Here is a 21,397-nt window from a genome sequence, read left to right as displayed (position 1 = left end):
CTACGTTTCAGCCGTCCAGCCGCGCCAGGAATTGCGCCAGTGCGCGGTTGAACTCCTCGGGGCGTTCCAGGTTGGGCAGATGGGCGGCGCCCTCGACGACGTGCAGGACGGAGTCGGGGAGGGACGCGTGCATCGCCTCCGCACCGGCGACCGGGGTGTAGGTGTCGTCGGCGCCGACCAGGACGAGGGCGGGCACGGGCAGCGTCGCCAGCAGGGCCCGGTAGTCGGGGCGCTCGGCCCGGCCGCGCAGCGCTGCGGCGGCGCCCTGCGGGGAGGTGGCCGTCATCATGCGGTGCACATGGGCCTTGACCTCGGGGTCGGCGTAGGGGGCGACCATCTTCTCCAGCACCTCGTCGGCGTAGCCGCGCATGCCCTCGGCGAGCAGCCGGTCGGCCATGGCCTCGCGGCCCCGCCGGCCCTCGGGGGTCTCGGCCTCGGGGAAGGTGTCGGCGAGGACGAGGCCCCGGATCCGGTCGCCGGAGCGGGCGGCGCACTCCATGGCGATCTGGCCGCCCATGGACAGGCCGGCGAGGACGAAGGCGTCCACGCCCAGGTGGTCCAGGAGGTCGGTGATGTCCTGGGCGTGGCGGGCGAGCGGGACCTTGCCCGGGGTCACGGGGGAGGCGCCGTAGCCGCGCAGGTCGGGGGCGATCACCCGGCGGGTCGCGGCGAACTCGGTGAGCTGCGGCTGCCACATCGTGCGGTCGAAGGGGTGGCCGTGGACGAGGACGAGGGGGACCCGGGAGGAGATTCCGGGGTCTTTGTCCTCGAATGCGAGGAAGGGGGGCATGGCAACGACCCTAGGGCGCCGCCCTCGCTCGGTGCAATAAGATCTTTGCCCTCGGTGCAATCCAACCGGTCCGGGGACAGGGGGAGTTGTGGACGACTACCGGGGCATCGCCGACCGGATCGCCGCCGACATCACCGGCGGGCGGCTGCGGCCCGGCCAACGGCTGCCGCCCCAGCGGGTGTTCGCGCGCCGCCGTGGCATCGCGCCGTCGACGGCCGGGCGGGTGTACGCCGAACTCGTGCGCCGGGGGCTGGTGGTGGGCGAGGTCGGGCGGGGCACGTTCGTGCGGGCGACCGCGCCGGACGGGCAGCCGGGGATCGCCCTGACCGAGGCGGCCGGCGCCCCGCTCGTCAACCTGGAGCTGAACTACCCCTCCGTGCCGGGCCAGGCCGAGCTGCTGGCCCCGGCCCTGACGTCGCTGCTGCGGCCGGACGCGCTCGGCCAGGCGCTGCGGCCGGCCCCGGCGGCGGGCACCCCCGCGGCCCGGGAGGCGGTCGCCGCCCTGCTCGCCGGGAGCGGGCTGCGGGCCGGGCCGGAGCGGATCCTGTTCACCGGCAACGCCCGCCAGGCCATCGCCGCCACCCTCGCCGCGCTGGTCCGGCCCGGCGGCCGGGTCGGGGTGGAGCCGTTGACGTATCCGCTGGTCAAGGAGATCGCGGCGCGCCTCGGGCTGGTCCTCGTGCCGCTCGCCGCGGACGCGGAGGGACCGCTGCCGGAGGCGGTGGCCGCCGCCCACCGCGGCGCTCCGCTGTCCGCGCTCTACCTCCAGCCGGCCCTGCACAACCCGACCTCGCGCACGATCGGCGCCGGGCGGCTGCGGGAGCTGGCCGACTGTGTCCACAGGCTGGGGACACCGGTGGTGGAGGACCGGATCTGGGCCTTCCTGGACACCGGCGGCACGCCCCCGCTCGCCGCGCTCGCGCCCGGCCTGGTCCACCTCGTCGACAGCCTGTCCAAGCGGGTCGCCCCCGGACTCACCGTCGGCTTCGCCGTCGTGCCGGAGGACCGCGTGGAGGCGGTGGCGCGGGCCGTCCGCTCCGGCGGGTGGAGCGCCGGGTCCTTCGCGCTGGAGGCGGCCGTGCGCTGGCTCGGCGACGGCACCGTGGACCGGCTGGTGGCCGCCAAACGGCAGGACGCGCGACGCCGGCAGCGGCTGGTCGCCGAGAAGCTGGCCGGGTTCGCCGTACGGTCCGACCCGGCCGCCTACTTCGCCTGGTGGGAACTGCCCGCGCCCTGGCGGGCGGACACCTTCACGGCCGCGGCACGGAAACACGGCATCGCCGTCACCCCGGGTACGGCCTTCTGCGTCGACCCGAGCCGGACACCGGACGCGGTCAGGCTCGGACTCGGGTCGGTGTCGGAGAGCCGCCTGGCACGGGCCCTGGAGACGCTCGCCGCCGTGGCGCGGGGCGAGGCAGCCGGACGGTGAGGGTGTGCCGGGTGCCGGTCAGCGCCGGGGGTGGTGTGTGGGGTGCAGTGGCGGTCAGCGGCCTGGGAGTGGTGCGCGGGGCGCCGGGCAGGCGGAGGCCGGGGCGCGGGCGCCGGTTGGGGTCGGGCTTGGGCGCCGGTCGGGTTCGGGCTCGGGTCGGTGGGGTGGTCGGGGCGGACGTCGGTGAGGGTCGCCGCCGTGGCGCGGGGCGAGGCAGTCGGCCAGTGAGGGTGTGCCGGGTGCCGGTCAGCGGCCTGGGAGTGGTGCGCGGGGTGCGGTGCCGGTCAGTGGCCTGAGGGTGGTGCGTGAGGTGCCGGGCAAGCAAGGGGCCGGGGCGGGCGCCGGCATCGGATGGGGGGTGGACAGTCGGACGTGGCGGATGGGCCCGGTTCCGGCTGCCGTCAGACTTCGGCTTGGGTCGGTGTCGGAGGGGCGGTCGGGGACGCCTGTCCGCGTCGCGCGCGGCGGCGCAGGCGGAGGTGGCGGGTGAGCCGGACGGCGAGGGCGACCGCCAGGCCGAGGCCCATGAGCAGCCAGGCGGTCGTGCGCAGGGTGCCGGTCAGGGCGTCGTAGACGGCGCCCGCCGCCGGGTGGGGCACACCGGCGGGCAGATCGGCCAGGGTCAGGCCGCGGCCGACGGCCAGGGCCACGGCGAGCAGTGCGCCGCCCAGGGCCGTGCCCAGGGCGGTCGCGATGACGGCCCGGCGCCGGTGGACGGCGAGCGCGATCCCGCCGACGGCGAAGACCACGGCCGCCACCGGCAGCCAGAAGCCGGCGACTTCGAGCACGTGGTACCCCTTGCGCAGCGCGGGCAGCCGGTCCGCCGGGAGCACGGGGACCTCGGTGTGCTCCACCGGGATGTGCGCGGCGAGCGGCACGTGATCACGGGTGAGCTGGCCTTTGACCTGGGCGGTGACGGGGGCCAGGTCGACGGTGACGGCGCGCTCGTCCTCCCCGCGCAGGGCGCGCAGGACCGCGTCGTGGGTGATCCGGTTGCCGGTGTCCCAGGCCAGCCGGAAGGCGCGGGTCTGGGTGAAGGAGCGCACCGCGTCGTGCACGAACGGCCGGACCGAGCCGCGTACCGGACGCACGTCCAGGTGCTCGTCCACCGCGCGCAGGATGCCGTCGCCGACCGTGTCCACGACGGCCTCCCGCACGGCCGGGTCGGCGGCGAGCGGTGCCATCGTGGTGACGTACCGGCCCGTGTCGGCGAGCCCGTACGCCGCCCAGGCCGCCAGCGCGCCGAACGGCACGAGGAGGCAGGACAGGGCGGTCAGTACGGCTGACAGGGCGCTCCTGAGGCGTGAGGGCACGCTTCCAGGCAAGGGCCGCCGGGGCCGGGGCGCGAGCGGGAGGACTGCGTTCGGGCGCTCTCCGGTGGAGGGTTCACCCGAACGGGTGTTTCCTGGTGCTGGGGGGAAGGAAGTGGCTGATGCGGGCCACTGGGGACACAGGGGAGCGCGTGGGCCCCGGCCGACCGGCCGGGGCCCACGCGCACCCGTTCACGCTCGGGGACACGGCGTACTCCGCGGCCCCGGCGTCCTCAGCCGGATCGGTGTCCTCGGATCGGTGTCCTCAGCGGATCCGGCGTCCGAACGCGTCCTCCCGCGTGTAGTAGTGGTAGAAGAACGCGGCGAAGGTGGCCGCCGCCACCAGCAGGGACATCAGCACGGTCCGCAGCACGTCGCCGCCCTGGCTGGAGCTCTGGGTGGGGATGAAGCTGCCGCGCTGGTCGTAGAGGAAGCCGAACGCGCAGCCGACGAACGCCGTCCACAGCAGCGCGTGCACCTCCCGCGGCATCCGGGGGGTCAGGATCAGCAGGGTCGCGCACAGCACCGCGAACACCAGCGCGCTGAGGAAGCCGAGCAGCAGGTTCCCGCCGGTGATCGGGCCGCCCAGGCGGTTGTTGGCCGCCACCCAGTAGCCGTAGACCAGTCCCAGTACGACCGGGACGACCAGCCGGCCGATCGCGTGGGTGCGCGCGTCGAAGACGTCGGGTGAACGCCGGACCACGTCGGACGACCGCCGCTCCGCCGCCGGCGTGCGGCCGGGCCGGGAGATTCCGCCGGGCGCGGGTGCCGCTTGAGCCATGGGAGCACTCCTCTCTCCTCGCCCCCGTGTCCAGGGCACACCGGGGCGCGCGGCCTGGCAACTCGGCCAGGAGGGTGACGAGTGCCCGGATGCGTGCCGTTCTCCCCCGTGGTTCGCTGAGGGGCATGGAGGGCCGGTCGCCGTGACGGAGATGGAGTTCGGGCGGCGCCGCCGCCCGCTGCTACGGATCCGCGGGGCGGGCGTCGCGTGGCTGCTGCCCCTGCTGCTGCTCGTCGGCATCGTCCTGCTGGACTTCGCCACCGGCGAGGAGTTCCGGATCGTCACCTGGATCGTGCTGGTCCCGGGCATCGCCGCCGCGGTCTGCGGGGTGTGGACGACGGCCGCCTACGGCGTGCTGTCCGTGGTGACGTACGTCCTCGTCGACAGCGCCTGGCCCAACCAGTACCAGGCCGGATTCGGCGACTTCCTCCTCGTCGCCCTCGGCGGCGCCCTGGCCACCCTGGCAGCGGTCGTGCGCGTGCGTCAGGAACGGCAGGTCGGGCACATGCGGGACATCGCCGAGACCACCCGGCGCACCGTGCTGCGTCCGCTGCCGCCGCGCTGGGCCGGGCTGGACCACGCGGGCGTGTATCTGGCCGCCGACGTCGACGCGCGGGTGGGCGGCGACTTCTACGACATCCAGCCCGGTCCGCACGGCGCCCGGGTGCTCGTCGGCGACGTGCAGGGCAAGGGGCTGGGCGCGGTGGAGGTCGCGGCCGCGCTGCTCGGTACGTTCCGTGAGGCCGGGTACCACGAGCGGGATCTCGGGACCGTCGCCGAACGCCTGGAGACCCGGATGCGGCGGCACCGCGCCCACATGGCCGCGCTCGGCCGGGACGAGGGCGACCGCTTCGCCACCGCCGTCCTCATCGCCTTCCCGGACGGCACCGCGGACGCGATCGACGTCACGAACTTCGGCCACGAGCCCCCGCTCGCCGTCGGTCCGCGCGGAGTCCGCGAGCTGCCCAGCGGCGATGGGCTGCCGCTCGGCCTCGGCGACCTCGCGGGCGGGCCGCCGCCCGTGCACCGGGTGCGGCTGGCCGCCGACGAGACGCTGCTGCTGGTCACCGACGGGGTGACCGAGGCCCGCGACGAGCCCGGCGAGTTCTACGAGCTGGCCCGCGAGGTGTCCCGGGCGGTCCGCGCGGACCCCCGCCACACCGAGCCCCGCCGCCTGGTCCGCCGGGTCCGCGACGGCGTACTGCGCCACAGCGGCGGTCGCCTGGACGACGACACGACGATCTTCGCGGTCCGGCGGTTGCCGGACGACGGGGAGGAGCCGGGCGCGGGGGACGCGGTGCGCGCGGACGGCGTGACGGGACCGAGAGTCCCGGCGACCGACGACTTGGGGACCGGACGCGCACGGCGCGAGTGACGGCGGGCATACCGCCGACGGGCCTCGGGCGATCCGGCGGCCTGGGGTGGGGCGGCTCGCGGTTCGGCCGAACGCCGAAGCCCAGCCGGACACCGGGGGCTCGCGGCGCGCCGGGGCCGCCGGGGACGGCGCGGGGTGTCCGGGCTGCGCGGGTGGCGGGAGCCACGGGCAGGGGGGCGGAGAAACGTTTTCGGGGTGGGCGGGGAGGACGCGAAGGAGGGTGTTTGCCGGGGGGACGCGTCGGTTTGCAGGCGCAGCGGTTACGGTGCTGGCTGGAGAACGGATCCACGGGGCCCCGGGTACGCAGGGGTCGCGGGGTCCGCAGGGTGACTTGGGGGAGGCACGATGCCCGGAACCGTGCTGCTGCTCGCAGCCGCGCCGCTCGGCCGGGGGCGCCTGGTGGACGCGGCCGGTGTCCTGCCGGTGCTGGCCGCGGTCGCCCCCGCCGTCCTGTCCGGCACCGGCACCGCGAACGTCATCGAACTCGTGGATCCGCTGGAACCGCAGGCCGTCCTCACCCGGCTGCGGGCCGCCGCGGCCTCCCCCGGCCCGCTCACGGTGTACGTCACCGGCCAGGTGCAGCTGGACCGCCGACAGCACCAGCCCCACCTCGCCCTGGCCCGCACCACGCCGGCCACGGTCCGCTACACCGCGCTGCCCTGGCACTGGATCCGCGAGGAACTGCGCCTGCGTTCCGCCAGGGACACCGCGCTCGTCGTGGACCTGCACGCGGACGCCGAGGCCTGGCGGTACGTCGCCGAGCACGGCCTCGACTCCGGCCGGAACACCGCCGTGTACGGCCGTATCGCCCCGGCGGCGGGACGGCGGGGCCCGGCGGAGCCGGCGTACATGAAAACGGTGGCCACGCTGCTGCGCAGCGGCCACCGGCCCCCGCTGGACGCGTTGCACCAGCAGGCGGTGGACCGGATCCCGCAGGAGACGAAGGGCAATCTGCTGCTGGCCGACGCGGGGGGCTACGCCGTACCCGCCTCCCCGGTCTCCCCGGCCTCCTCCACCACGTTCACCACGGTCACCGCTCCGCTCCCCTCCCCCCGACCCGAGGACCCGCACGCCGCCATCAGTGACGCCGTGCGCGCCGGCCGGCACGCCGAGGCGGACGGAATGGCCGCCCGGTACGAGGCGGAGGCGGTGCGGGGGTACGGCGCCGCTTCCGAGCAGGCACTGCACTGGAGCGAGGTGCGGGCCGATCTGGCGATGTTCGCGGGGGACCCGGTGCGCAGTTGCCGGGCCTGGCTGACGGTGGCCGAGACGCGGCTGGCCGCCGGGCAGGCGGTGGACGCGCCCGCCGTGGAGGCGGCCGTGGACCGCGCCCACCACCAGTGGACCCGGATCAAGGACACGGCGCGGGCCCGTGAACTCGGGCCCGCGCTCGCGGAGTTGCGGCTCAGGGTGCCGGGCCGCCGGCATGGCGCGCTGGAGAGCGTCCAGCGGGAGCTGGGCCGGCTCCAGGCCGCCCAGTGACCCTTACTTGGTGAACGTGAAGTACTTCCAGGCGCCGTGCGTCGTGGAGTTCACGATGTCACCGGACGAGCTGTTGATGTACGACGAGCGCACCCGGAACCGCCAGCCGACGTCCTGGCCGTGGTCGCCGGTGATGCGGACCTTGGAGACGCCGTCGGAGCCCAGCTTGAAGTACTCGGGGTCGCCCGGGTACCAGCGGCCCTGGTAGTACACCTCGAACTCGAACTTCTGCGCCCGGCCCGGGTAGTACGACATCTTCGTCGTGATCAGCGGGTCCTTGGTCTTGTGGAAGAAGTAGTACGTGTGGCCCCACGCCGACTTGGCCTTGTAGTGGCTGCTGACCGAGGTGGACACGCTGACCCGGGCGCCGACGGTGCTGGCGGCGGACGCCGGCTTGTAGCGGGAGTCGCCCGCGAACTTCGCGGTGACCTTGGTGTCCCGCTTGAGGTCCAGCGTGACCGACAGGTTGCCGTCGGAGTTGACCTTGCCGGACTTCACCAGCTTGTTCGGCTTGTCGCCGCCGAACGGGTCGGCCCAGATCTCCACCGTGCGGTTCTTGTACGTCTTGCCCAGGTGGGCGGTGAACTTGACGTCCTTGCCGTACGCGTACACCTTGCCGTTGTTGTTGACGGTCAGGGTCGGCTTGGCGCGGGAGACGTCGACGGAGTCGGAGCCGGAGGCCGCCGTGTGGGCGGCGTCGCCGGCGTAGGCCACCGTGTACTTCACCTTGCCGCCGGACGGCGGGGTGTCGGTGAAGGAGAACGTGCCGTCGGCCTTGGTGACCGCCGCCGCGAGCGCCTTGCCCTTCGGCGACTCCAGGTCGGTGCGGGTCACGGTCAGCTTGGTGCCGGCGGGGACGGCCGTCTTGGAGGCGACCTTGCCCTTGACGGTGAGCTGCTTGGCGCGGGTGGCGGTGGCCGGCGCGTCCACGGTGACGGTGGCGACCGCCTTGGTGGGCGCGTTCAGGACGCGCAGGGAGAACACGCCCTCGCTGTTGCTGGTCACCGCGAACAGCCGGGAGCCGTCCGGGGCCCAGGCCAGGCCGCCCCGGGCGAGCAGGTCGGAGCCGCTGCTGGTGCCGGTGTTGGGGAAGTCGTAGGTGCGGACGGCCTCGCCGGTGCCGGGCTTGAAGACGTAGACGTCCGGCTCGTAGGAGCCGTCGATGCCGGCCGCGACCGTGCCGTCCGGCGCGATGGCGACGGAGTTGGGGTACGCGTCCGTGACGTACTTGCCGTCCTCGTTGAGGTCGGAGGTCCGGAACACCTGCTGGTAGTACGGCGCACCGCTGGCCACCACGACGTCCTTGCCGTCGGGGGTGACCTGGAGGTCGCCGAGGTTGCTGCCGGCCTCACGGGTGCTCGCCACCTTGGTGGCGGTGCCCGTCGAGACGTCGTACGAGGCCAGTTCGACCGGGCTCTGCCCGATGGCACCGGCGATCAGGGTGCCGGAACCGGGCGCGGCGTCCAGCAGCGGGGCCGCGTACCAGCCGTTGTCCTGGCCGAGCGTGACCGTGTGGTCCTCGGCGGTCAGGTCGACGGAGCCGATGTTGCCCGCGGCGGCGCCGCCGTAGCCGAACCACAGCTTGCCGCCCGCGAGGGCGACGCTGAGCGGCTTGTCGCCGACCGTGTAGCGGGCGGACTCGGTGTCGGTGGCGGTGTCGAAGACGGCGATGGCGTCGAGGTCCTGCACGGCCGCGTAGAGCGTGCCGGAGTCGGCGGACAGCTCCAGGCCGGTGACGCCGGAGAGGTTGGTGGTGAGCTGCTTGACGACCCTGCCGGCGTAGTCGGTGACAACGATCTTGCCGTTCAGCGGGTCGCTGACGAAGACTTGGTGGTGAACGGCGTCGACGACGATGTCACCGGTCGTCCTGACCGGCAGGATCTGGCTGGAGTCGGCGAAGGCCGGGGTGACGGCGAGGGCCGCCGAGCTGAAGAGGACCGCCAGGGTGGTGGCAGCTGTGAGAGAGCGCTTGCGCACGCTGATTCGAACCCCCCGGAACGAATGAAAGAAAGACATGGGCGCCGCGCGGGCAGGGCGATGCGTCCGCCCCCTGTGCATGAACCGTGTGTGCCTCGTGCGGCGAGTGTGGAAAGACTAGGTCATGCCACTGACAAAAGCGCGCGGGCCCGGAGGTGAGGGCGCGGACGCCTGGGGCGACCGGGCCCGGACCGGGCGGGCGGAGCGGGACGCCCGCGGTGGACGAGGGCACCGCCGCCGTGCTCGCCGCCGTCACCGCGGGGGCCGCCCGCGCGTGCGCGGTTCTCAGGGATTCGCCTGCTGGGCCGTGGTGGGTGCCGGGGCGGTGCCGGCCGCGCGGGCCGGGCCGGCGTTCGCCGCGAGGAGGAGGGTCGCGGCGGCGATGACGGCCGCGACGATCCCCCGTGCGGTGGAGGTTCGGCCGATCGGGCGGATGCGGGAGTGGGGCGGTGCGTAGGGTGCGGATGTACGTCCGGGCACGGCGACCTCACAAGCACAACAGCGGCGTGTTAAGCATGTTTAATTCGCCGTTTAACCTAGGGGCTGCCGAAGCGCAACGGCAAGGGGTGTCAGGCCAGTTGGGGGGAGCAGGCGGCATGCGGGAGCGGGACGACCCGGAAGTCATCGGGCGGCGGGTACAACGGCTGCGCAATCAACGGGGGCTCACTCAGCGACAGTTGGCGGAGCCCGCGTACACACCCGCCTACATCTCCACCCTGGAGGCCGGGCGGGTCCGCGCCTCCGACGAGGCGTTGCGGCACATCGCGGACCGGCTCGGGGTCGCCTTCGAGGAACTGGCCGTCGGCCGGCCCGCCCACCTCGCCACCGACCTGCGGCTGCGGCTCACCGAGGCCCAGCGGGTCCTCGCCGACGGGCGGGCCGAGGAGGCCGCCGCCCAGTACGCCGTGCTGCGTGCGGAGGCCGAGGCGCACGCGCTGGGGTGCGAGCACGCCGCCGCCCTGCTCGGGCTCGGCGAATGCGCGCTGGAGACGGGGCAGCTGACCGCGGCGCGCGAGTACTTCGAGCAGGCCGAGGAACGGCTCGCCGACAAGACCCTGCCCGTCCGGGTGCCCGCCCTGCGCGGCCGGGCCGTCGCCCACTACCTCGCCGGCGAGCTCCGGTACGCCGTCTACCTGCTGGAGACCGCCCTCGACGAGCTGAACCGGGGCGGACTGCACGACCCCGACGCGCTCCTGCTGCTCTACGCCAGCATCATCGGCCCGTACATGGACATGGGCGCCCACGCCCGCGCCGCCCAGGCCGCCGAGCTGGCCCTCGCGCTCGCCCCGCAGGCCGGCGACCCCGCGCTGGTCGCCCGGATGCACCGCTCGGTGGCCCGCACCCTGCTCGCCGAGGGCCGGGCCGCCGAGGCCGACGCCTCCCTGGCCAAGGCCGCCGAGCTGTACCGCCGGCTGAGCCTGCGCACCGAACTGGCCAACTGCCACTGGATGCGCGGCTACGTCTGCGCCCAGAACGGCGAACTGGAGCGCGCCGAGGACGAGTTGCGCCAGGCGTACGCCATGCTGTCCCAGACCCGGGCCGCCCTGTACCGCAGCCAGGCCGCCGTCGAACTCGCCGACGTCCTGCACCGCCGGGGCAAGTCCGGGGAGGCCGCCGAACTGCTGGAGGGCGTCCTCGGGGACTTCTCCTCCGAGCGCGGCGCCGTGCACGCCGCCGGCGCGCACCGCCTCCTCGGCATCATCGCCGAGGACGCCCGGGACACCGAGGCCGCCGAGGAGCACTACGTCCGCGCCCTGAGCCTGCTGGAACGCGCGGGCGCCGCCGGCGACCTCGCCGACCTGTGCCGCCTCCTCGGCGACCTGTTCCGCCGCACGGGCCGCGTGGAGGCCGCCCTGGACGCCTACCGCACCGGCCTCGGCCACCGCACCGCCCCCGGCACCACCACCCTCGGCCCGGCCCCCGCCCAGCCGCCGCTGTGAGGCCTCACACCTGCGCCCGGCCCTGCTTGCGGATGTCGGCCAGGCGCAGGGCGCCGACCTGCACGGCCGCCTGGGTCGCGCCGTTCGGTACGCCACCCAGGCCGCCGTTGGTCAGCGCGAACGCGTCCTCGCCGACCCGCACGGCGGCCACGTCCAGGGTGAGCAGGAACTCCTGGCCGTCGGACGTCGTACCGGCCAGGGTGACGCGCAGCCCCTGGCGGGCGTCGCCGACCTCGGGCAGCGGGGCGTCCACGACCTGTACGTCCTCCACGAGCCCCAGCTCGGTGGTGGCCGTGAACCGCGCGCACCGCGCCGGCAGCGTCCGCAGCCACGCCAGCGCGGCGTCGACGTCCGCCGGGCGGCGGGCGCCGATCTGGTAGCGGAGCTGGGCGTCGGTGCCGGCGTCGTCCAGGCCGACGGCGACGCGCGCCGGTCCGCCGAGCAGTTCGTCGCTGTACAGGGCGTCCAGCAGCCGCTGGCACTCCCCGGCCGTGGTGCGCGCCTTCAGCAGCCCGTCGTGCCAGGTGGCCGCGCCGCGCGTGGCGATCCAGGGGTCGCCGAGGTCGGTCTGGGTGAGCAGCGCGGCCTGCGCCTGCTCGTCGCTGAGCGAGGAACCGCCGGCCGGCGCGGACGTCCTGGGCGTCGGGGTCGGCCGGTCGAGTGTGGGCAGCGGGTAGGGCGCGCTCGCCGGGTGCTCCAGGCCGAGGGCCGCGCAGCCGCCGGCGATCAGCAGCCCGGAGCCGATCAGGCAGCGGACGACGGCACGGGGGAGGTGGGGTATCTCGGGGGACATCGGTGCCTCCTGGGCAGCGTGCGGCCGGGGTGCCTGGTCTCACGGCACCACCGCCCTGACCTGCGCACCAGCGCTCCGGGCCGTACGGGTGAGGGGGCGCGGAAAATCCTTGGCCCGGTCCCCGCGGAGGGCGGTACGGTGCCGTCCATGCAGTGCGCCCGCCCGTACCCGTCGAGCACGACGACGCCGGAGACCGTCCCGGCGCGCTGACACCTGACCAGCACCGAAGCCCCGGGGCGCACGCCCCGGGGCTTCGTCGTGCACCGGGGACCCGCGCCTCCCGCACCGAGGAGACCCGGATGAACGACAAGCTGCCCGACCACCGCCGTCTCGGCCGTGAGCTCGGCCTCTTCGGCACCGACCCCCTGATGGGCGCCGGCCTGCCCTACTGGCTGCCCGACGGGGCCGTCGTCCGGCACACCCTGGAGGAGTACATCCGGGACGCCGAACGCCGGGCCGGCTACAGGCACGTGTACTCGCCCGCGCTCGGCAAACGGGAGCTGTACGAGATCTCCGGGCACTGGGACCACTACCGCGACGACATGTACCCGCCGATGCGGCTCGGCGCCGAGGAGGTCGTCCTGCGGCCCAGCCTCTGCCCCCACCACGCCCTGATCTACCGCTCCCGCTCCCGCAGCCACCGCGAACTCCCCCTGCGCATCGCGGAACTGGGCGCCATGCACCGCGCCGAGCTGTCCGGCGTGCTCGGCGGCCTGACCCGGGTCCGCGCCATCCACCTCAACGACGCGCACGTCTTCTGCACCCTGGACCAGGCGGTGGCCGAGGCCCGCGCCGCCCTGGAGCTGATCGCCCGCGCCTACGCCGACCTCGGCATCGAGGCCGTACGCCACCGGCTCTCACTGCCCGGCGCGGGCGGCAAGTACGTCGCCGATCCGGAGCTGTGGCGCCGGGCGACCGGACTGCTGCGGGAGGTCCTCGCCGAGGCCGGGGTGGCGTACGAGGAGGCGGAGGGCGAGGCCGCGTTCTACGGCCCGAAGATCGACGTGCAGATCGCGGACCCGGCGGGCCGCGAGTCCACCCTGTCCACCGTGCAGATCGACTTCCACCAGCCCGCCCGCTTCGACCTGCGCTACATCGGCGCCGACGGCGCGAGGCACCGGCCGGTGATGGTGCACCGCAGCATCATCGGCAGCGTGGAGCGGGCCGTGGCCCACCTCGTCGAGACCCACGGCGGCGCGTTCCCGGCCTGGCTGGCCCCCGTCCAGCTGACCGTGCTGCCGGTGGCGGAGGAGCAGACCGGAGCGGCGGCGGCGCTGGTCCGCGAGGCGACCGCGCTGGGCCTGCGCGCCGAACTGGCCGGTCCCGGGGAGGGCACCCTGGGCGCCCGGATCCGCGCGGCCCGCCTGGTGCCGTACCAGGCGGTGATCGGGGCCCGGGAGGCGGACGCCGGGCTGGCCGCCGTACGCCTGCGGGACGGCCGCCGGCCCGGTCCCCTGCCCGCCGCCGGACTCCTGCGGCGCGTCGCCGCACGGGTGGCGGGGCGGGGGAGCGGGCTCTGGGACTGATCCCGGGCCGGGACTCATCTAAGGTCGGCACGACGGAAGGAGTCCGCCGTGGACGGTCAGCCCATACCCGTGATCATCGACTGCGACACCGGCGTCGACGACGCCCTGGCCCTGCTGTTCGCCGTGCGCCACCCGGGACTCGACCTCCGGGCGGTGACCTGCGTGGCCGGGAACACCGACGTGGACGGGGTGGTCCGCAACACCCTCACCGTGCTGGAGCAGGCGGGCGCCCCCGACATCCCGGTGGCCCGGGGCGCCGAGCGCCCGCTGCTGGAGCCGGCCCGCCCGGCCCCGGTGCACGGCGTCGACGGCATGGGCGACCTGGGCCTGCCCGCGCCCACCCGGACCCCGGTGGCCGTCGACGCCGTCACCCTCCTGCGCCGGGAGATCCTGGCCTCCCCGCGCCCGGTGACGCTGATCCCGACCGCGCCGCTCACCAACATCGCCCTGCTGCTGCGCACCCACCCCGAGGTGACCCGGAACATCGAGCGGATCGTGTTCATGGGCGGGGCGGTGGCGACCGGGAACGCCACGCCGGTCGCGGAGTTCAACGTCTGGCACGACCCGGAGGCGGCGGCGATCCTGCTGACCGCCGGGGTGCCGATCACCATGTACGGCCTCGACGTCTTCCGGCAGGTCGTGGTGGACAGCGGTGAGGTGCACCGGCTGCGCGCGAGCGGTGAGCCCGGCACCCGCCTGGCCGGTGAGCTGCTCGCCCACCGGCCGGCCCACCAGGGCGAGCCGCCCCAGGCGGAGGAGGCGGGCGGCCTCGGCGACGCGGGCGCGGTGTGCGCGGTCGCCGACCCGCAGGGCATCACCACCCGCCTGCTCCCGGTCGAGGTCTCCCTCGCCCCGGGCCCCACCCGGGGCCAGACCGTCGTCGACCGCCGCCCCGGCCCCGGCGAGTCCGAGATCCACGAGGGCGGTCGCGAACGCGCCCTGGTGGACGTGGCGCTGGAGGTGGACGCCGGCCGTTACGCGAAGCTGTACCTGGAGACGGTCGCGCGCTAGAGGGGACCTGGCCGGCTACTCGGCGGCGGACGGGGAGACCGCCCAGCGCTCCTCCACCCGGGCGACCTTCCAGTACGCCAGCGCCGCCGCCCACACCAGCACGAACAGGCCGACGATGAGGTAGCCGACGTTGTCCAGGTCGAGGCCGGCGATCCAGCCGGTGACGTCGTCGTGCAGGCCGAACTTCTCGTGCAGGACGCCGACCAGCTCGATGGTGCCGATGAAGAAGGCGACGGCGATGGACAGACCGGTGATGGCGAGGTTGTAGAAGACCTTGCGGACCGGGTTGGAGAACGCCCACTGGTAGGCGAAGTTCATGAAGGTGCCGTCGAGGGTGTCGAACAGGCTCATCCCGGCGGCGAAGAGGAGGGGCAGGCAGAGGATCGCGTACCAGGGCAGTCCCGCCGCCGCGCCCGAGCCCGCCATCACCATCAGCGTCACCTCGGTGGCCGTGTCGAAGCCGAGGCCGAAGAGGAAGCCGAGCGGGTACATCTGCCCGGGGCGGGAGACGGACTTCGTCAGCCGGCCGAGGACGCGGTTCATGAACCCCCGCGAGTCCAGGTGCGCTTCCAGCTCCCTCTCGTCGAACGCGCCGGCGCGCATCGCCCGGAACACTTTCAGGATGCCCACCAGGGCGACCAGGTTCAGGGCGGCGATGAGGTAGAGGAACGTGCCGGAGACCGTCGTGCCGAGGAAGCCGAGCACCTGGTGGGTGGTGGAGCCCTCGTTCATGACCTTCCCGGCCAGTGAGGTGCCGCCCGCGATCAGCAGCGCCAGCAGCACCACCACGCTGGAGTGGCCCAGCGCGAACCAGAACCCCACCGACACCGGCCGCTTGCCGTCGGCCATCAGCTTGCGGGTGGTGTTGTCGATCGCCGCGATGTGGTCGGCGTCGAAGGCGTGCCGCATGCCGAGGGTGTAGGCCGTGACCCCGAGCCCGACCCCGAAGACATCGGTGCCCACCTTGTAGTGCTCGGGTGCGACGAGGACGTAGAGGATCCCGAACGCGACGACGTGCAGGGCGACGATCACCGCCAGCAGCCCCACCGTCTTGACGGTGTCCTCACGTCGCCAGCGGAAAGACGCGGCATCAGCCATCAGTTCACGCTCCAGCACCTCGTGGATCACTTCGTGAGCTGCCGTGGCCGGTCTCCTGGCTTACGGGTCGTACGTCCGCCGTCCCTGCCTTCCCGGTCTGCGACCAGTGGCCCGGCGGTGCCGGACGGAACGGGAACTCCCCGATCACAGTGGCGAGGGCCGCGTCGACCTTCCATCGACTTCCCGAACACCACGGCCCGCCCACCGTAGAGGGGCACGCGGTTTCCTGCATAGCTGCGTACCTGGGCAGGTATCGAAGATCACAAACAGGGGCCTGCCAGACTGGCCCCATGCATCTCGTGCCTGCCGACCGAGCCGCCCGTCGTTCCATCGACGGGCACCGGGTGTGCGAGGCGATCGCCGCCATCGGTGAGACGGGGCGCCTGCGCACCTGGGCCGACCGCTTCTCGCTGCTCGCCGACGCCAACCGGCTGGCGCTGCTGGTCGCGCTGCACCGCACCGGGCCGCTCGCCGTGTCGGACCTCGCCATCGCCACGGGGATGAACGACCCCGCCGTCTCCCAGGCCCTGCGGCTGCTGCGGGCGGCCGGGGTCGTCGCGGGGGAGAAGGAGGGGCGCGTGGTGCGGTACAGGGTGGTGGACGAGGACGTCCGGGGGCTCTTGGAGCACTGCGTCGGCTGAACGGCCGTGCAAGGTTCCCTTTCCGGGCAATGTGGACAGATACAAGTTCCGTAGCGTCGTCCGTCCCCTGGGAGCCCGTATGGCAGACCTCTCGCCGGACCTCTCGTCCAGGAACCCCGACTGGTGGCGGCAGGCCGTCGTCTACCAGGTGTACCCGCGCAGCTTCGCCGACGCCGACGGTGACGGCCTCGGCGACCTGCGGGGCGTCACCGAGCGGCTGGACCATCTCGCCGGCCTCGGCGTGGACGCCCTGTGGCTGAGCCCCTTCTACCCCTCCGAACTCGCCGACGGCGGCTACGACGTCATCGACCCGCGCGGCGTCGACGAACGCCTCGGCACCCTGGACGACTTCGACGCCCTGGTGGGCGAGGCCCACCGGCTCGGGCTCAAGGTCGTCGTGGACATCGTCCCCAATCACACCTCCCATCTGCACCGCTGGTTCCAGGAGGCGCTGCGTGCCGGGCCTGGTTCCGCCGCCCGGGAGCGGTACGTCTTCCGGCCGGGGCGCGGTGCGCACGGCGAACTGCCGCCCAGCGACTGGCAGTCGGTGTTCGGCGGCAGCGCCTGGCGGCGGGTGCCCGACGGGGAGTGGTACCTGCACCTGTTCGCCCCCGAACAGCCCGACCTCAACTGGGACCACGAGGAGGTCCGCGCCGACTTCCGCAGCACCCTGCGGTTCTGGTCCGACCGGGGCGTGGACGGCTTCCGCGTGGACGTCGCCCACGGCCTGGCCAAGGACCTCACCGATCCGCTGCGGGACATCGGCGGCATCGGCGCGACCGGCGAGCAGGCCCTGCCGCTGGTGCCGCCGGGCAGCCACCCCTACTGGGACCGGGACGAGGTCCACGAGATCTACCGCGACTGGCGCAAGATCTTCGACGCCTACAGCCCGCCGCGCACCGCCGTCGCCGAGGCCTGGGTCCCCGGCGCCCGGCGCGCCCTGTACGCCCGCCCGGACGAGCTCGGCCAGGCCTTCAACTTCGAGTACCTGGAGGCAGGCTGGGACGCGGAGGAACTGCGGGAGGTCATCGCCGCCTCGCTGGTCACGGCCCGGGCCGCCGGGGCCTCCGCGACCTGGGTGCTGTCCAACCACGACGTCGTACGCCACGCCTCCCGGCTCGTGCTGCCGGACGGCACCGATCCGGCCGCCTGGCTGCTGTCCGGCGGCACCGCGCCCGCGATCGACACGGCGGCCGGACTGCGCCGGGCGCGGGCGGCGACCCTGCTGATGCTGGCGCTGCCCGGTTCGGCGTACCTCTACCAGGGGGAGGAGCTCGGCCTGCCCGAGGTCGCGGACCTGCCCACCGAGGTGCTCCAGGACCCGATCTGGGAGCAGACCGGCCATGTCCGCAAGGGCCGCGACGGCTGCCGGGTGCCGCTGCCGTGGACGACGACCGGACCGTCGTACGGCTTCGGGTCCGGGCCCGGCTGGCTGCCGCAGCCGGTGGCCTTCGCGGCGTACGCCGTGGAGGCGCAGACCGGCACCGAGGGCTCCACGCTGGAGCTGTACCGCTCGGCCCTGCGGCTGCGCCGCAAGCTCCTCCAGGGCGAGACGCTGACCTGGACGCCGGACGCGCCCGCGGGCGTCCTGGACTTCGGCCGCACCGAGACCTGGCGGAACGTCACGAACCTCGGCACCGAGCCGGTACCGCTGCCGCCGGGCGAGGTCCTGCTGAGCAGCGGCCCACTGCCGCAGGACAGGACCCTGCCGCCGGACACCACGGTGTGGCTCGCCTAGCCGGCCGACGGAACCGGGCTGGGGGTGAGGCCGGCGCCCGTGCCGCCGCCCGTGCCGCCGCCGAGGGCGCCGAGGTCCAGCGGGGTGGACGTGGCGGTCGGCGGCGGGGTGAGCACCACCTCCGGCTGGCCCGCCGGCGGGGCCGGCGGCGTCAGGTCGGACGAGGGCAGCTTCGGCGGGGTGGTCTGGTTGAAGATGGTCTGGTCGAAGTCGACCAGACCGGTCTTCTCCATCACCGTGATGTGGTCCAGGACCGTGTCGTTGGCCTGGTCGGCGAGGGCCCGCACCAGCGAGTTCTTGGTGGTGGAGCGGATCTTCGCGATCGTGTTGAAGATGGAGCCGTGCGTCATCCGCAGGATGTTGGCGAAGTCGGTGTCGAACTGCTTGCCGCTCTCGCCCTTCAACTGATTGACGAAGCCGACCTGTTGCGGACTCGCCACGTTGGGCAGCGTGATGTTCAGCATGGGGGCGATCTTGCGACAGGAGGCGTCCAGCGCGGCGTGCCCGTCGACCAGGTGCTCGCTGGCCGTCTTGACCCCCTTGGTGGAGCCCTTCTGGAGCCCGATCTGGCCGAGCGGGTACTCCCACAGGCCGGCCGCCCGCACCTTGACCACGAAGTCCCGGTCGGCCTCGGTGAGCGGTCCCCACTGTGTCTGCGCGATGATCCGCGACTGTGAGCTGGAGACGGTGCTCAGCCCGAGCATGCTCGGGTAGGCGAGGGCCGCGAGGGTCAGGGCCATCGCACCGCCCACGAAGAGAGTTCCCGTCGCGTTCCGCGAAAAGCGCACCGTTCCTCCTGCCTGCGGGCCCCGCCCGTCGTTCGGACGCACAGCAGTACGGATGCCGGGGCCGCTCGTCTCAGTGCCCGCGGGTAAAGAATCCCCCGGGTGCGTTGGCGGAAGGTTGACCGCCGCCCGGCACAAGGTTGACCACTCTTCGGGAGAAGCCAGACCGGGGCCGCCCCTAGATTCGCCGCATGCCCCCACCGTCACCGCCCCGGCCCCCCGCCGCGCTGCCCGTCCTGCCCTACCGCAAGCCCACCAAGGGCCGCGACTACTGGGTGCTGGACGACGTCCTGCCGGACGTCGACGCCGTACGGCAGCGGTGCCTGGCCAAGGACGACTGGGTCGAGGGGTATCCGTACACCTCCGAGACCTGGCCCGGCCTGCGCGCCATGCCCGGCCTGGAGCCGGGCGAACTGGCCCGGATCGAGCGGCTGGTGAAGAAGGCGACCGGGGCGCGGGAGCTGTGGGTGCAACGGGCGCCGGGCGGCGGCACCCTCAACCACAACTGCGTCCAGGTGGTCGGCGAGGGCGAGAGCGAGCCCCGCCCGCACACCGACTCCCGCGCGCTGTGCCGGTACGCGGCCGTGCTCTACCTCAACCCCGGGGCGCCCAAGGACTGCGGGACCGCCTTCTACCGCCAGTCGCTGCCCGGCGGCCGGCTCGGCGGCAACATCGTCCAGGCCCCGCACACCAACCTGGTCGAGGCGCTGGGCACGCGGTACGTCCCGGCGGACCACTTCGAGGAGGACGTCCGCGTCCCGCACCGGTACAACCGTCTGCTGCTCTACCACGCCAACCTGGTGCACAGCGCGACCGGTTACACCGGCCGGACGCTGGAGGAGAAGCGGATGACGGTGGTGTTCTTCTGGATGGCCTGACCGGCACGGCCGGCACCGTCCGCCCCCGCGTGGGGCCGCGGGCGGTGTGAGGAGGCCGGGTGTGCGGTACGCATGAGCGGTATGAGCAGTGTCGCCATCGTGGGAGCCGGGCCGGGGCTCGGGACCGCCGTCGCGCGCCGGTTCGGGCGGGAGGGGTTCGCCGTCGGGCTCGTCGCCCGGGACCGGGGGCGGCTGGACGCGATCTCCGGCGCACTCGCGGCCGAGGGCGTCACCGCCCGCGGGTTCGCCGCCGATGTGCGCCGGCCCGAGCGGCTGGCCGCGGCGCTGGGTGAGCTGGCCGACGCCCTCGGGACCGTCGAGGTGCTCCAGTACAGCCCGGTGCCGCACCGCGACTTCATGCGCCCCGTGCTGGAGACCCGGCACCGGGATCTGGTGGGGCCGATCGAGTTCTCCGTGTACGGCCCGGTGGCCGCCGTGCAGCAGGTGCTGCCGGGCATGCGGCGGCTCGGGCGCGGGACGATCCTGTTCGTCAACGGCGGGAGCGCCGCCGTACCGCATCCCGAGCGGGCCGGCACCTCGATCGCCTTCGCGGCGGAGAGCGCGTACGGGCATCTGCTGCACGACCGGCTGGCGAGCGAGGGGATCCATGTCGCCCAGCTGATCATTCCCGGGACCATCACGGCGGGTCACGAGCGCAAGGACCCGGACGTGCTCGCGGAGAGGCTGTGGACCCTGCACCGGGAGCGGCACGGGTTCCGGCACTACGCCGACGACCTCGGCGGCTGACCGGCCGCCGCCCGGCCGGAAGCGGTCACCCTGCGGAGAATGACGTTGTGAGCCAATATGGGGCTATTGGCCGCTTTGGTCTCTTCAAAGGGGGCCCCAATGGCTGTCGACATCCCTCCGCTCGTCAAGCCGTCACGGCTGAGAAGCCGGGGCGGACTCCTGGGCGAGTGCCTGGCGGAGTTCCTCGGAACCTTCGTCCTCATCTCCTTCGGCTGCGGTGTGGTCGCGACGGCGGTCGCGGCGCTGCCCGGTTCGGGCCGGGCCGCCACCCCCACCACGATCTTCCTCGCGGCGGGGGACTGGCTGCTGATCACCTGGGGCTGGGCGCTGGCCGTCGTCTTCGGTGTCTACGTGGCCGGCGGCGTCAGCGGCGCCCACATCAACCCGGCCGTGACCCTGGCCATGGCCGTGCGCCGCGGCTTCCCCTGGGTCAAGGTGCTGCCGTACTGGTTCGCGCAGGTCGTCGGCGCCCTCACCGGGGCCGCGCTGGTCTACCTCGTCTACCACAACGCGATCGACGCCTACGACAGCGCCGTGACGGGGCCGAAGGTGAACGGGCACACCAACGCCACGTTCTCGATCTTCGCGACGTTCCCGGCCGCGTACTTCCACGGCGGCATCTGGGGGCCGCTGATCGACCAGATCGTCGGCACGGCCTTCCTGCTCATGCTGATCGCGGCCGTGCTCGACCTGCGCAACCAGGCCGTGAAGGCCAATCTCGCCCCGCTGATCGTGGGCTTCGTCGTCGCCGCGATCGGCATGTCCTACGGCGCCAACGCCGGCTACGCCATCAACCCGGCCCGTGACTTCGGGCCGCGCCTGCTCACCTACGCGGCGGGCTGGGGCAGCCTGGCGTTCCCGGGCAGCGTGCCCGGCTCGTTCAGCGCCTACTGGTGGATCCCCATCGTCGGCCCGCTGATCGGCGGCCTGATCGGGATCGTGGTCTACGACCTGTTCATCGGCGACGTGCTGCTCGTGCGGTCCGAGCTGGCCCAGCTGCCGGCGCCGGGCAGGTCGACCCCGGTACGGACCACCGACGAGGAGTAGGCGCGGGACCCGGCCCGGGGCCGGGCCGGGCTCCCCGCCCCGGCCCCGG

19 protein-coding genes and 1 riboswitch are annotated in these 21,397 nt (G+C 73.9%); of the genes, 11 read left to right on the top strand and 8 right to left on the bottom strand.

The window, feature by feature from the left end; translation table 11 throughout:
• Positions 1-7: 7 nt before the first annotated feature.
• Positions 8-790, bottom strand: a complete 783-nt coding sequence (locus AQJ11_RS16930; RefSeq protein WP_058081209.1) for an alpha/beta fold hydrolase — start codon at positions 788-790, stop codon at positions 8-10.
• Positions 791-878: 88 nt separating this feature from the next.
• On the opposite strand from AQJ11_RS16930, the gene AQJ11_RS16925 reads away from it, so the two are divergent.
• Positions 879-2,219, top strand: coding sequence for an aminotransferase-like domain-containing protein (locus AQJ11_RS16925; protein ID WP_059263616.1), 1,341 nt, complete (start codon positions 879-881; stop codon positions 2,217-2,219).
• Positions 2,220-2,620: 401 nt separating this feature from the next.
• On the opposite strand, the gene AQJ11_RS16920 is transcribed toward AQJ11_RS16925, so the two are convergent.
• Both AQJ11_RS16920 and AQJ11_RS16915 read right to left on the bottom strand, forming a co-directional pair.
• The gene (locus AQJ11_RS16920) at positions 2,621-3,532 is read right to left on the bottom strand and encodes a hypothetical protein (RefSeq protein ID WP_059263615.1); all 912 of its coding nucleotides are present in this window, start codon (positions 3,530-3,532) and stop codon (positions 2,621-2,623) included.
• Positions 3,533-3,794: 262 nt separating this feature from the next.
• A complete protein-coding gene (locus AQJ11_RS16915; RefSeq protein ID WP_015493302.1) occupies positions 3,795-4,310 on the bottom strand; it encodes a hypothetical protein in 516 nt (171 codons plus the stop codon).
• A 151-nt stretch (positions 4,311-4,461) separates the two neighbouring features.
• On the opposite strand from AQJ11_RS16915, the gene AQJ11_RS16910 reads away from it, so the two are divergent.
• Together AQJ11_RS16910 and AQJ11_RS16905 are read left to right on the top strand one after the other, a co-directional pair.
• Complete coding sequence (locus AQJ11_RS16910) at positions 4,462-5,685, top strand: PP2C family protein-serine/threonine phosphatase (protein ID WP_244218287.1); 1,224 nt, start codon at positions 4,462-4,464, stop codon at positions 5,683-5,685.
• Between the two features lie 345 nt (positions 5,686-6,030).
• Positions 6,031-7,167 (top strand): hypothetical protein, encoded by a 1,137-nt coding sequence (locus tag AQJ11_RS16905; protein WP_059263613.1) that lies wholly within the window; start codon positions 6,031-6,033, stop codon positions 7,165-7,167.
• A gap of 3 nt (positions 7,168-7,170) precedes the next feature.
• On the opposite strand, the gene AQJ11_RS16900 is transcribed toward AQJ11_RS16905, so the two are convergent.
• Together AQJ11_RS16900 and AQJ11_RS50380 are read right to left on the bottom strand one after the other, a co-directional pair.
• Positions 7,171-9,144, bottom strand: coding sequence for a YncE family protein (locus tag AQJ11_RS16900; RefSeq protein WP_014673873.1), 1,974 nt, complete (start codon positions 9,142-9,144; stop codon positions 7,171-7,173).
• Positions 9,145-9,429: 285 nt separating this feature from the next.
• Complete coding sequence (locus AQJ11_RS50380) at positions 9,430-9,624, bottom strand: hypothetical protein (protein WP_041665376.1); 195 nt, start codon at positions 9,622-9,624, stop codon at positions 9,430-9,432.
• Positions 9,625-9,740: 116 nt separating this feature from the next.
• Here AQJ11_RS50380 and AQJ11_RS16890 point away from each other — a divergent pair, with 116 nt between their 5' ends.
• Entirely contained in the window at positions 9,741-11,084 is a 1,344-nt protein-coding gene (locus tag AQJ11_RS16890; protein ID WP_059263612.1) for a helix-turn-helix domain-containing protein, read from the top strand.
• A 4-nt stretch (positions 11,085-11,088) separates the two neighbouring features.
• On the opposite strand, the gene AQJ11_RS16885 is transcribed toward AQJ11_RS16890, so the two are convergent.
• On the bottom strand, positions 11,089-11,877 hold the full coding sequence (locus tag AQJ11_RS16885) for a hypothetical protein (protein WP_059263611.1): 789 nt from the start codon (positions 11,875-11,877) through the stop codon (positions 11,089-11,091).
• Positions 11,878-12,176: 299 nt separating this feature from the next.
• Here AQJ11_RS16885 and thrS point away from each other — a divergent pair, with 299 nt between their 5' ends.
• Both thrS and AQJ11_RS16875 read left to right on the top strand, forming a co-directional pair.
• The gene (thrS, locus tag AQJ11_RS16880; protein ID WP_059263610.1) at positions 12,177-13,403 is read left to right on the top strand and encodes a threonine--tRNA ligase; all 1,227 of its coding nucleotides are present in this window, start codon (positions 12,177-12,179) and stop codon (positions 13,401-13,403) included.
• A gap of 48 nt (positions 13,404-13,451) precedes the next feature.
• Positions 13,452-14,414 (top strand): nucleoside hydrolase, encoded by a 963-nt coding sequence (locus AQJ11_RS16875; protein ID WP_059263609.1) that lies wholly within the window; start codon positions 13,452-13,454, stop codon positions 14,412-14,414.
• 15 nt (positions 14,415-14,429) lie between these two features.
• Here the strand turns inward: AQJ11_RS16875 and nicT are convergent, their stop codons facing one another.
• Positions 14,430-15,512, bottom strand: coding sequence for a Nickel transporter NicT (nicT, locus tag AQJ11_RS16870; RefSeq protein WP_244218274.1), 1,083 nt, complete (start codon positions 15,510-15,512; stop codon positions 14,430-14,432).
• A gap of 28 nt (positions 15,513-15,540) precedes the next feature.
• Positions 15,541-15,722, bottom strand: a riboswitch (cobalamin riboswitch).
• An 80-nt stretch (positions 15,723-15,802) separates the two neighbouring features.
• Here nicT and AQJ11_RS16865 point away from each other — a divergent pair.
• Together AQJ11_RS16865 and AQJ11_RS16860 are read left to right on the top strand one after the other, a co-directional pair.
• Positions 15,803-16,153 (top strand): ArsR/SmtB family transcription factor, encoded by a 351-nt coding sequence (locus tag AQJ11_RS16865; protein ID WP_059263608.1) that lies wholly within the window; start codon positions 15,803-15,805, stop codon positions 16,151-16,153.
• 79 nt (positions 16,154-16,232) lie between these two features.
• Positions 16,233-17,891 (top strand): glycoside hydrolase family 13 protein, encoded by a 1,659-nt coding sequence (locus AQJ11_RS16860; RefSeq protein WP_059263607.1) that lies wholly within the window; start codon positions 16,233-16,235, stop codon positions 17,889-17,891.
• Here the strand turns inward: AQJ11_RS16860 and AQJ11_RS16855 are convergent.
• Positions 17,888-18,643 carry a DUF4142 domain-containing protein gene (locus AQJ11_RS16855; RefSeq protein ID WP_059263606.1) on the bottom strand — a complete coding sequence of 252 codons (756 nt, stop codon included), beginning with the start codon at positions 18,641-18,643 and terminating at the stop codon, positions 17,888-17,890. The genes AQJ11_RS16860 and AQJ11_RS16855 overlap by 4 nt on opposite strands.
• A 224-nt stretch (positions 18,644-18,867) precedes the next feature.
• Between AQJ11_RS16855 and AQJ11_RS16850 the strand changes: the two genes are divergently transcribed.
• The 3 genes from AQJ11_RS16850 (at position 18,868) to AQJ11_RS16840 (ending at position 21,348) form a co-directional block, all read left to right on the top strand.
• On the top strand, positions 18,868-19,554 hold the full coding sequence (locus AQJ11_RS16850) for a DUF6445 family protein (RefSeq protein ID WP_059263605.1): 687 nt from the start codon (positions 18,868-18,870) through the stop codon (positions 19,552-19,554).
• 81 nt (positions 19,555-19,635) lie between these two features.
• Complete coding sequence (locus AQJ11_RS16845) at positions 19,636-20,301, top strand: SDR family NAD(P)-dependent oxidoreductase (RefSeq protein ID WP_208616537.1); 666 nt, start codon at positions 19,636-19,638, stop codon at positions 20,299-20,301.
• 99 nt (positions 20,302-20,400) lie between these two features.
• Complete coding sequence (locus tag AQJ11_RS16840) at positions 20,401-21,348, top strand: MIP/aquaporin family protein (protein ID WP_059263603.1); 948 nt, start codon at positions 20,401-20,403, stop codon at positions 21,346-21,348.
• Positions 21,349-21,397 lie beyond the last annotated feature (49 nt).

The sequence above is a fragment of the Streptomyces corchorusii genome (assembly GCF_001514055.1).
GTDB classification, from domain to species: Bacteria; Actinomycetota; Actinomycetes; order Streptomycetales; family Streptomycetaceae; genus Streptomyces; species Streptomyces olivaceoviridis.
This window is presented reverse-complemented; position numbering and strand designations above follow the sequence as displayed.

Excerpts from the sequence above, each read along its gene's own strand:
- AQJ11_RS16905 (WP_059263613.1), top strand. The coding sequence starts at position 6,031 with ATGCCCGGAACCGTGCTGCTGCTCGCAGCCGCGCCGCTCGGCCGGGGG.
- AQJ11_RS16930 (WP_058081209.1), bottom strand. The coding sequence starts at position 790 with ATGCCCCCCTTCCTCGCATTCGAGGACAAAGACCCCGGAATCTCCTCC.
- AQJ11_RS16850 (WP_059263605.1), top strand. The coding sequence starts at position 18,868 with ATGCCCCCACCGTCACCGCCCCGGCCCCCCGCCGCGCTGCCCGTCCTG.
- AQJ11_RS16860 (WP_059263607.1), top strand. The coding sequence starts at position 16,233 with ATGGCAGACCTCTCGCCGGACCTCTCGTCCAGGAACCCCGACTGGTGG.
- AQJ11_RS16915 (WP_015493302.1), bottom strand. The coding sequence starts at position 4,310 with ATGGCTCAAGCGGCACCCGCGCCCGGCGGAATCTCCCGGCCCGGCCGC.
- thrS (WP_059263610.1), top strand. The coding sequence starts at position 12,177 with ATGAACGACAAGCTGCCCGACCACCGCCGTCTCGGCCGTGAGCTCGGC.
- AQJ11_RS16865 (WP_059263608.1), top strand. The coding sequence starts at position 15,803 with ATGCATCTCGTGCCTGCCGACCGAGCCGCCCGTCGTTCCATCGACGGG.
- AQJ11_RS16910 (WP_244218287.1), top strand. The coding sequence starts at position 4,462 with ATGGAGTTCGGGCGGCGCCGCCGCCCGCTGCTACGGATCCGCGGGGCG.
- AQJ11_RS16840 (WP_059263603.1), top strand. The coding sequence starts at position 20,401 with ATGGCTGTCGACATCCCTCCGCTCGTCAAGCCGTCACGGCTGAGAAGC.
- nicT (WP_244218274.1), bottom strand. The coding sequence starts at position 15,512 with ATGGCTGATGCCGCGTCTTTCCGCTGGCGACGTGAGGACACCGTCAAG.
- AQJ11_RS16845 (WP_208616537.1), top strand. The coding sequence starts at position 19,636 with ATGAGCAGTGTCGCCATCGTGGGAGCCGGGCCGGGGCTCGGGACCGCC.
- AQJ11_RS16885 (WP_059263611.1), bottom strand. The coding sequence starts at position 11,877 with ATGTCCCCCGAGATACCCCACCTCCCCCGTGCCGTCGTCCGCTGCCTG.
- AQJ11_RS16890 (WP_059263612.1), top strand. The coding sequence starts at position 9,741 with ATGCGGGAGCGGGACGACCCGGAAGTCATCGGGCGGCGGGTACAACGG.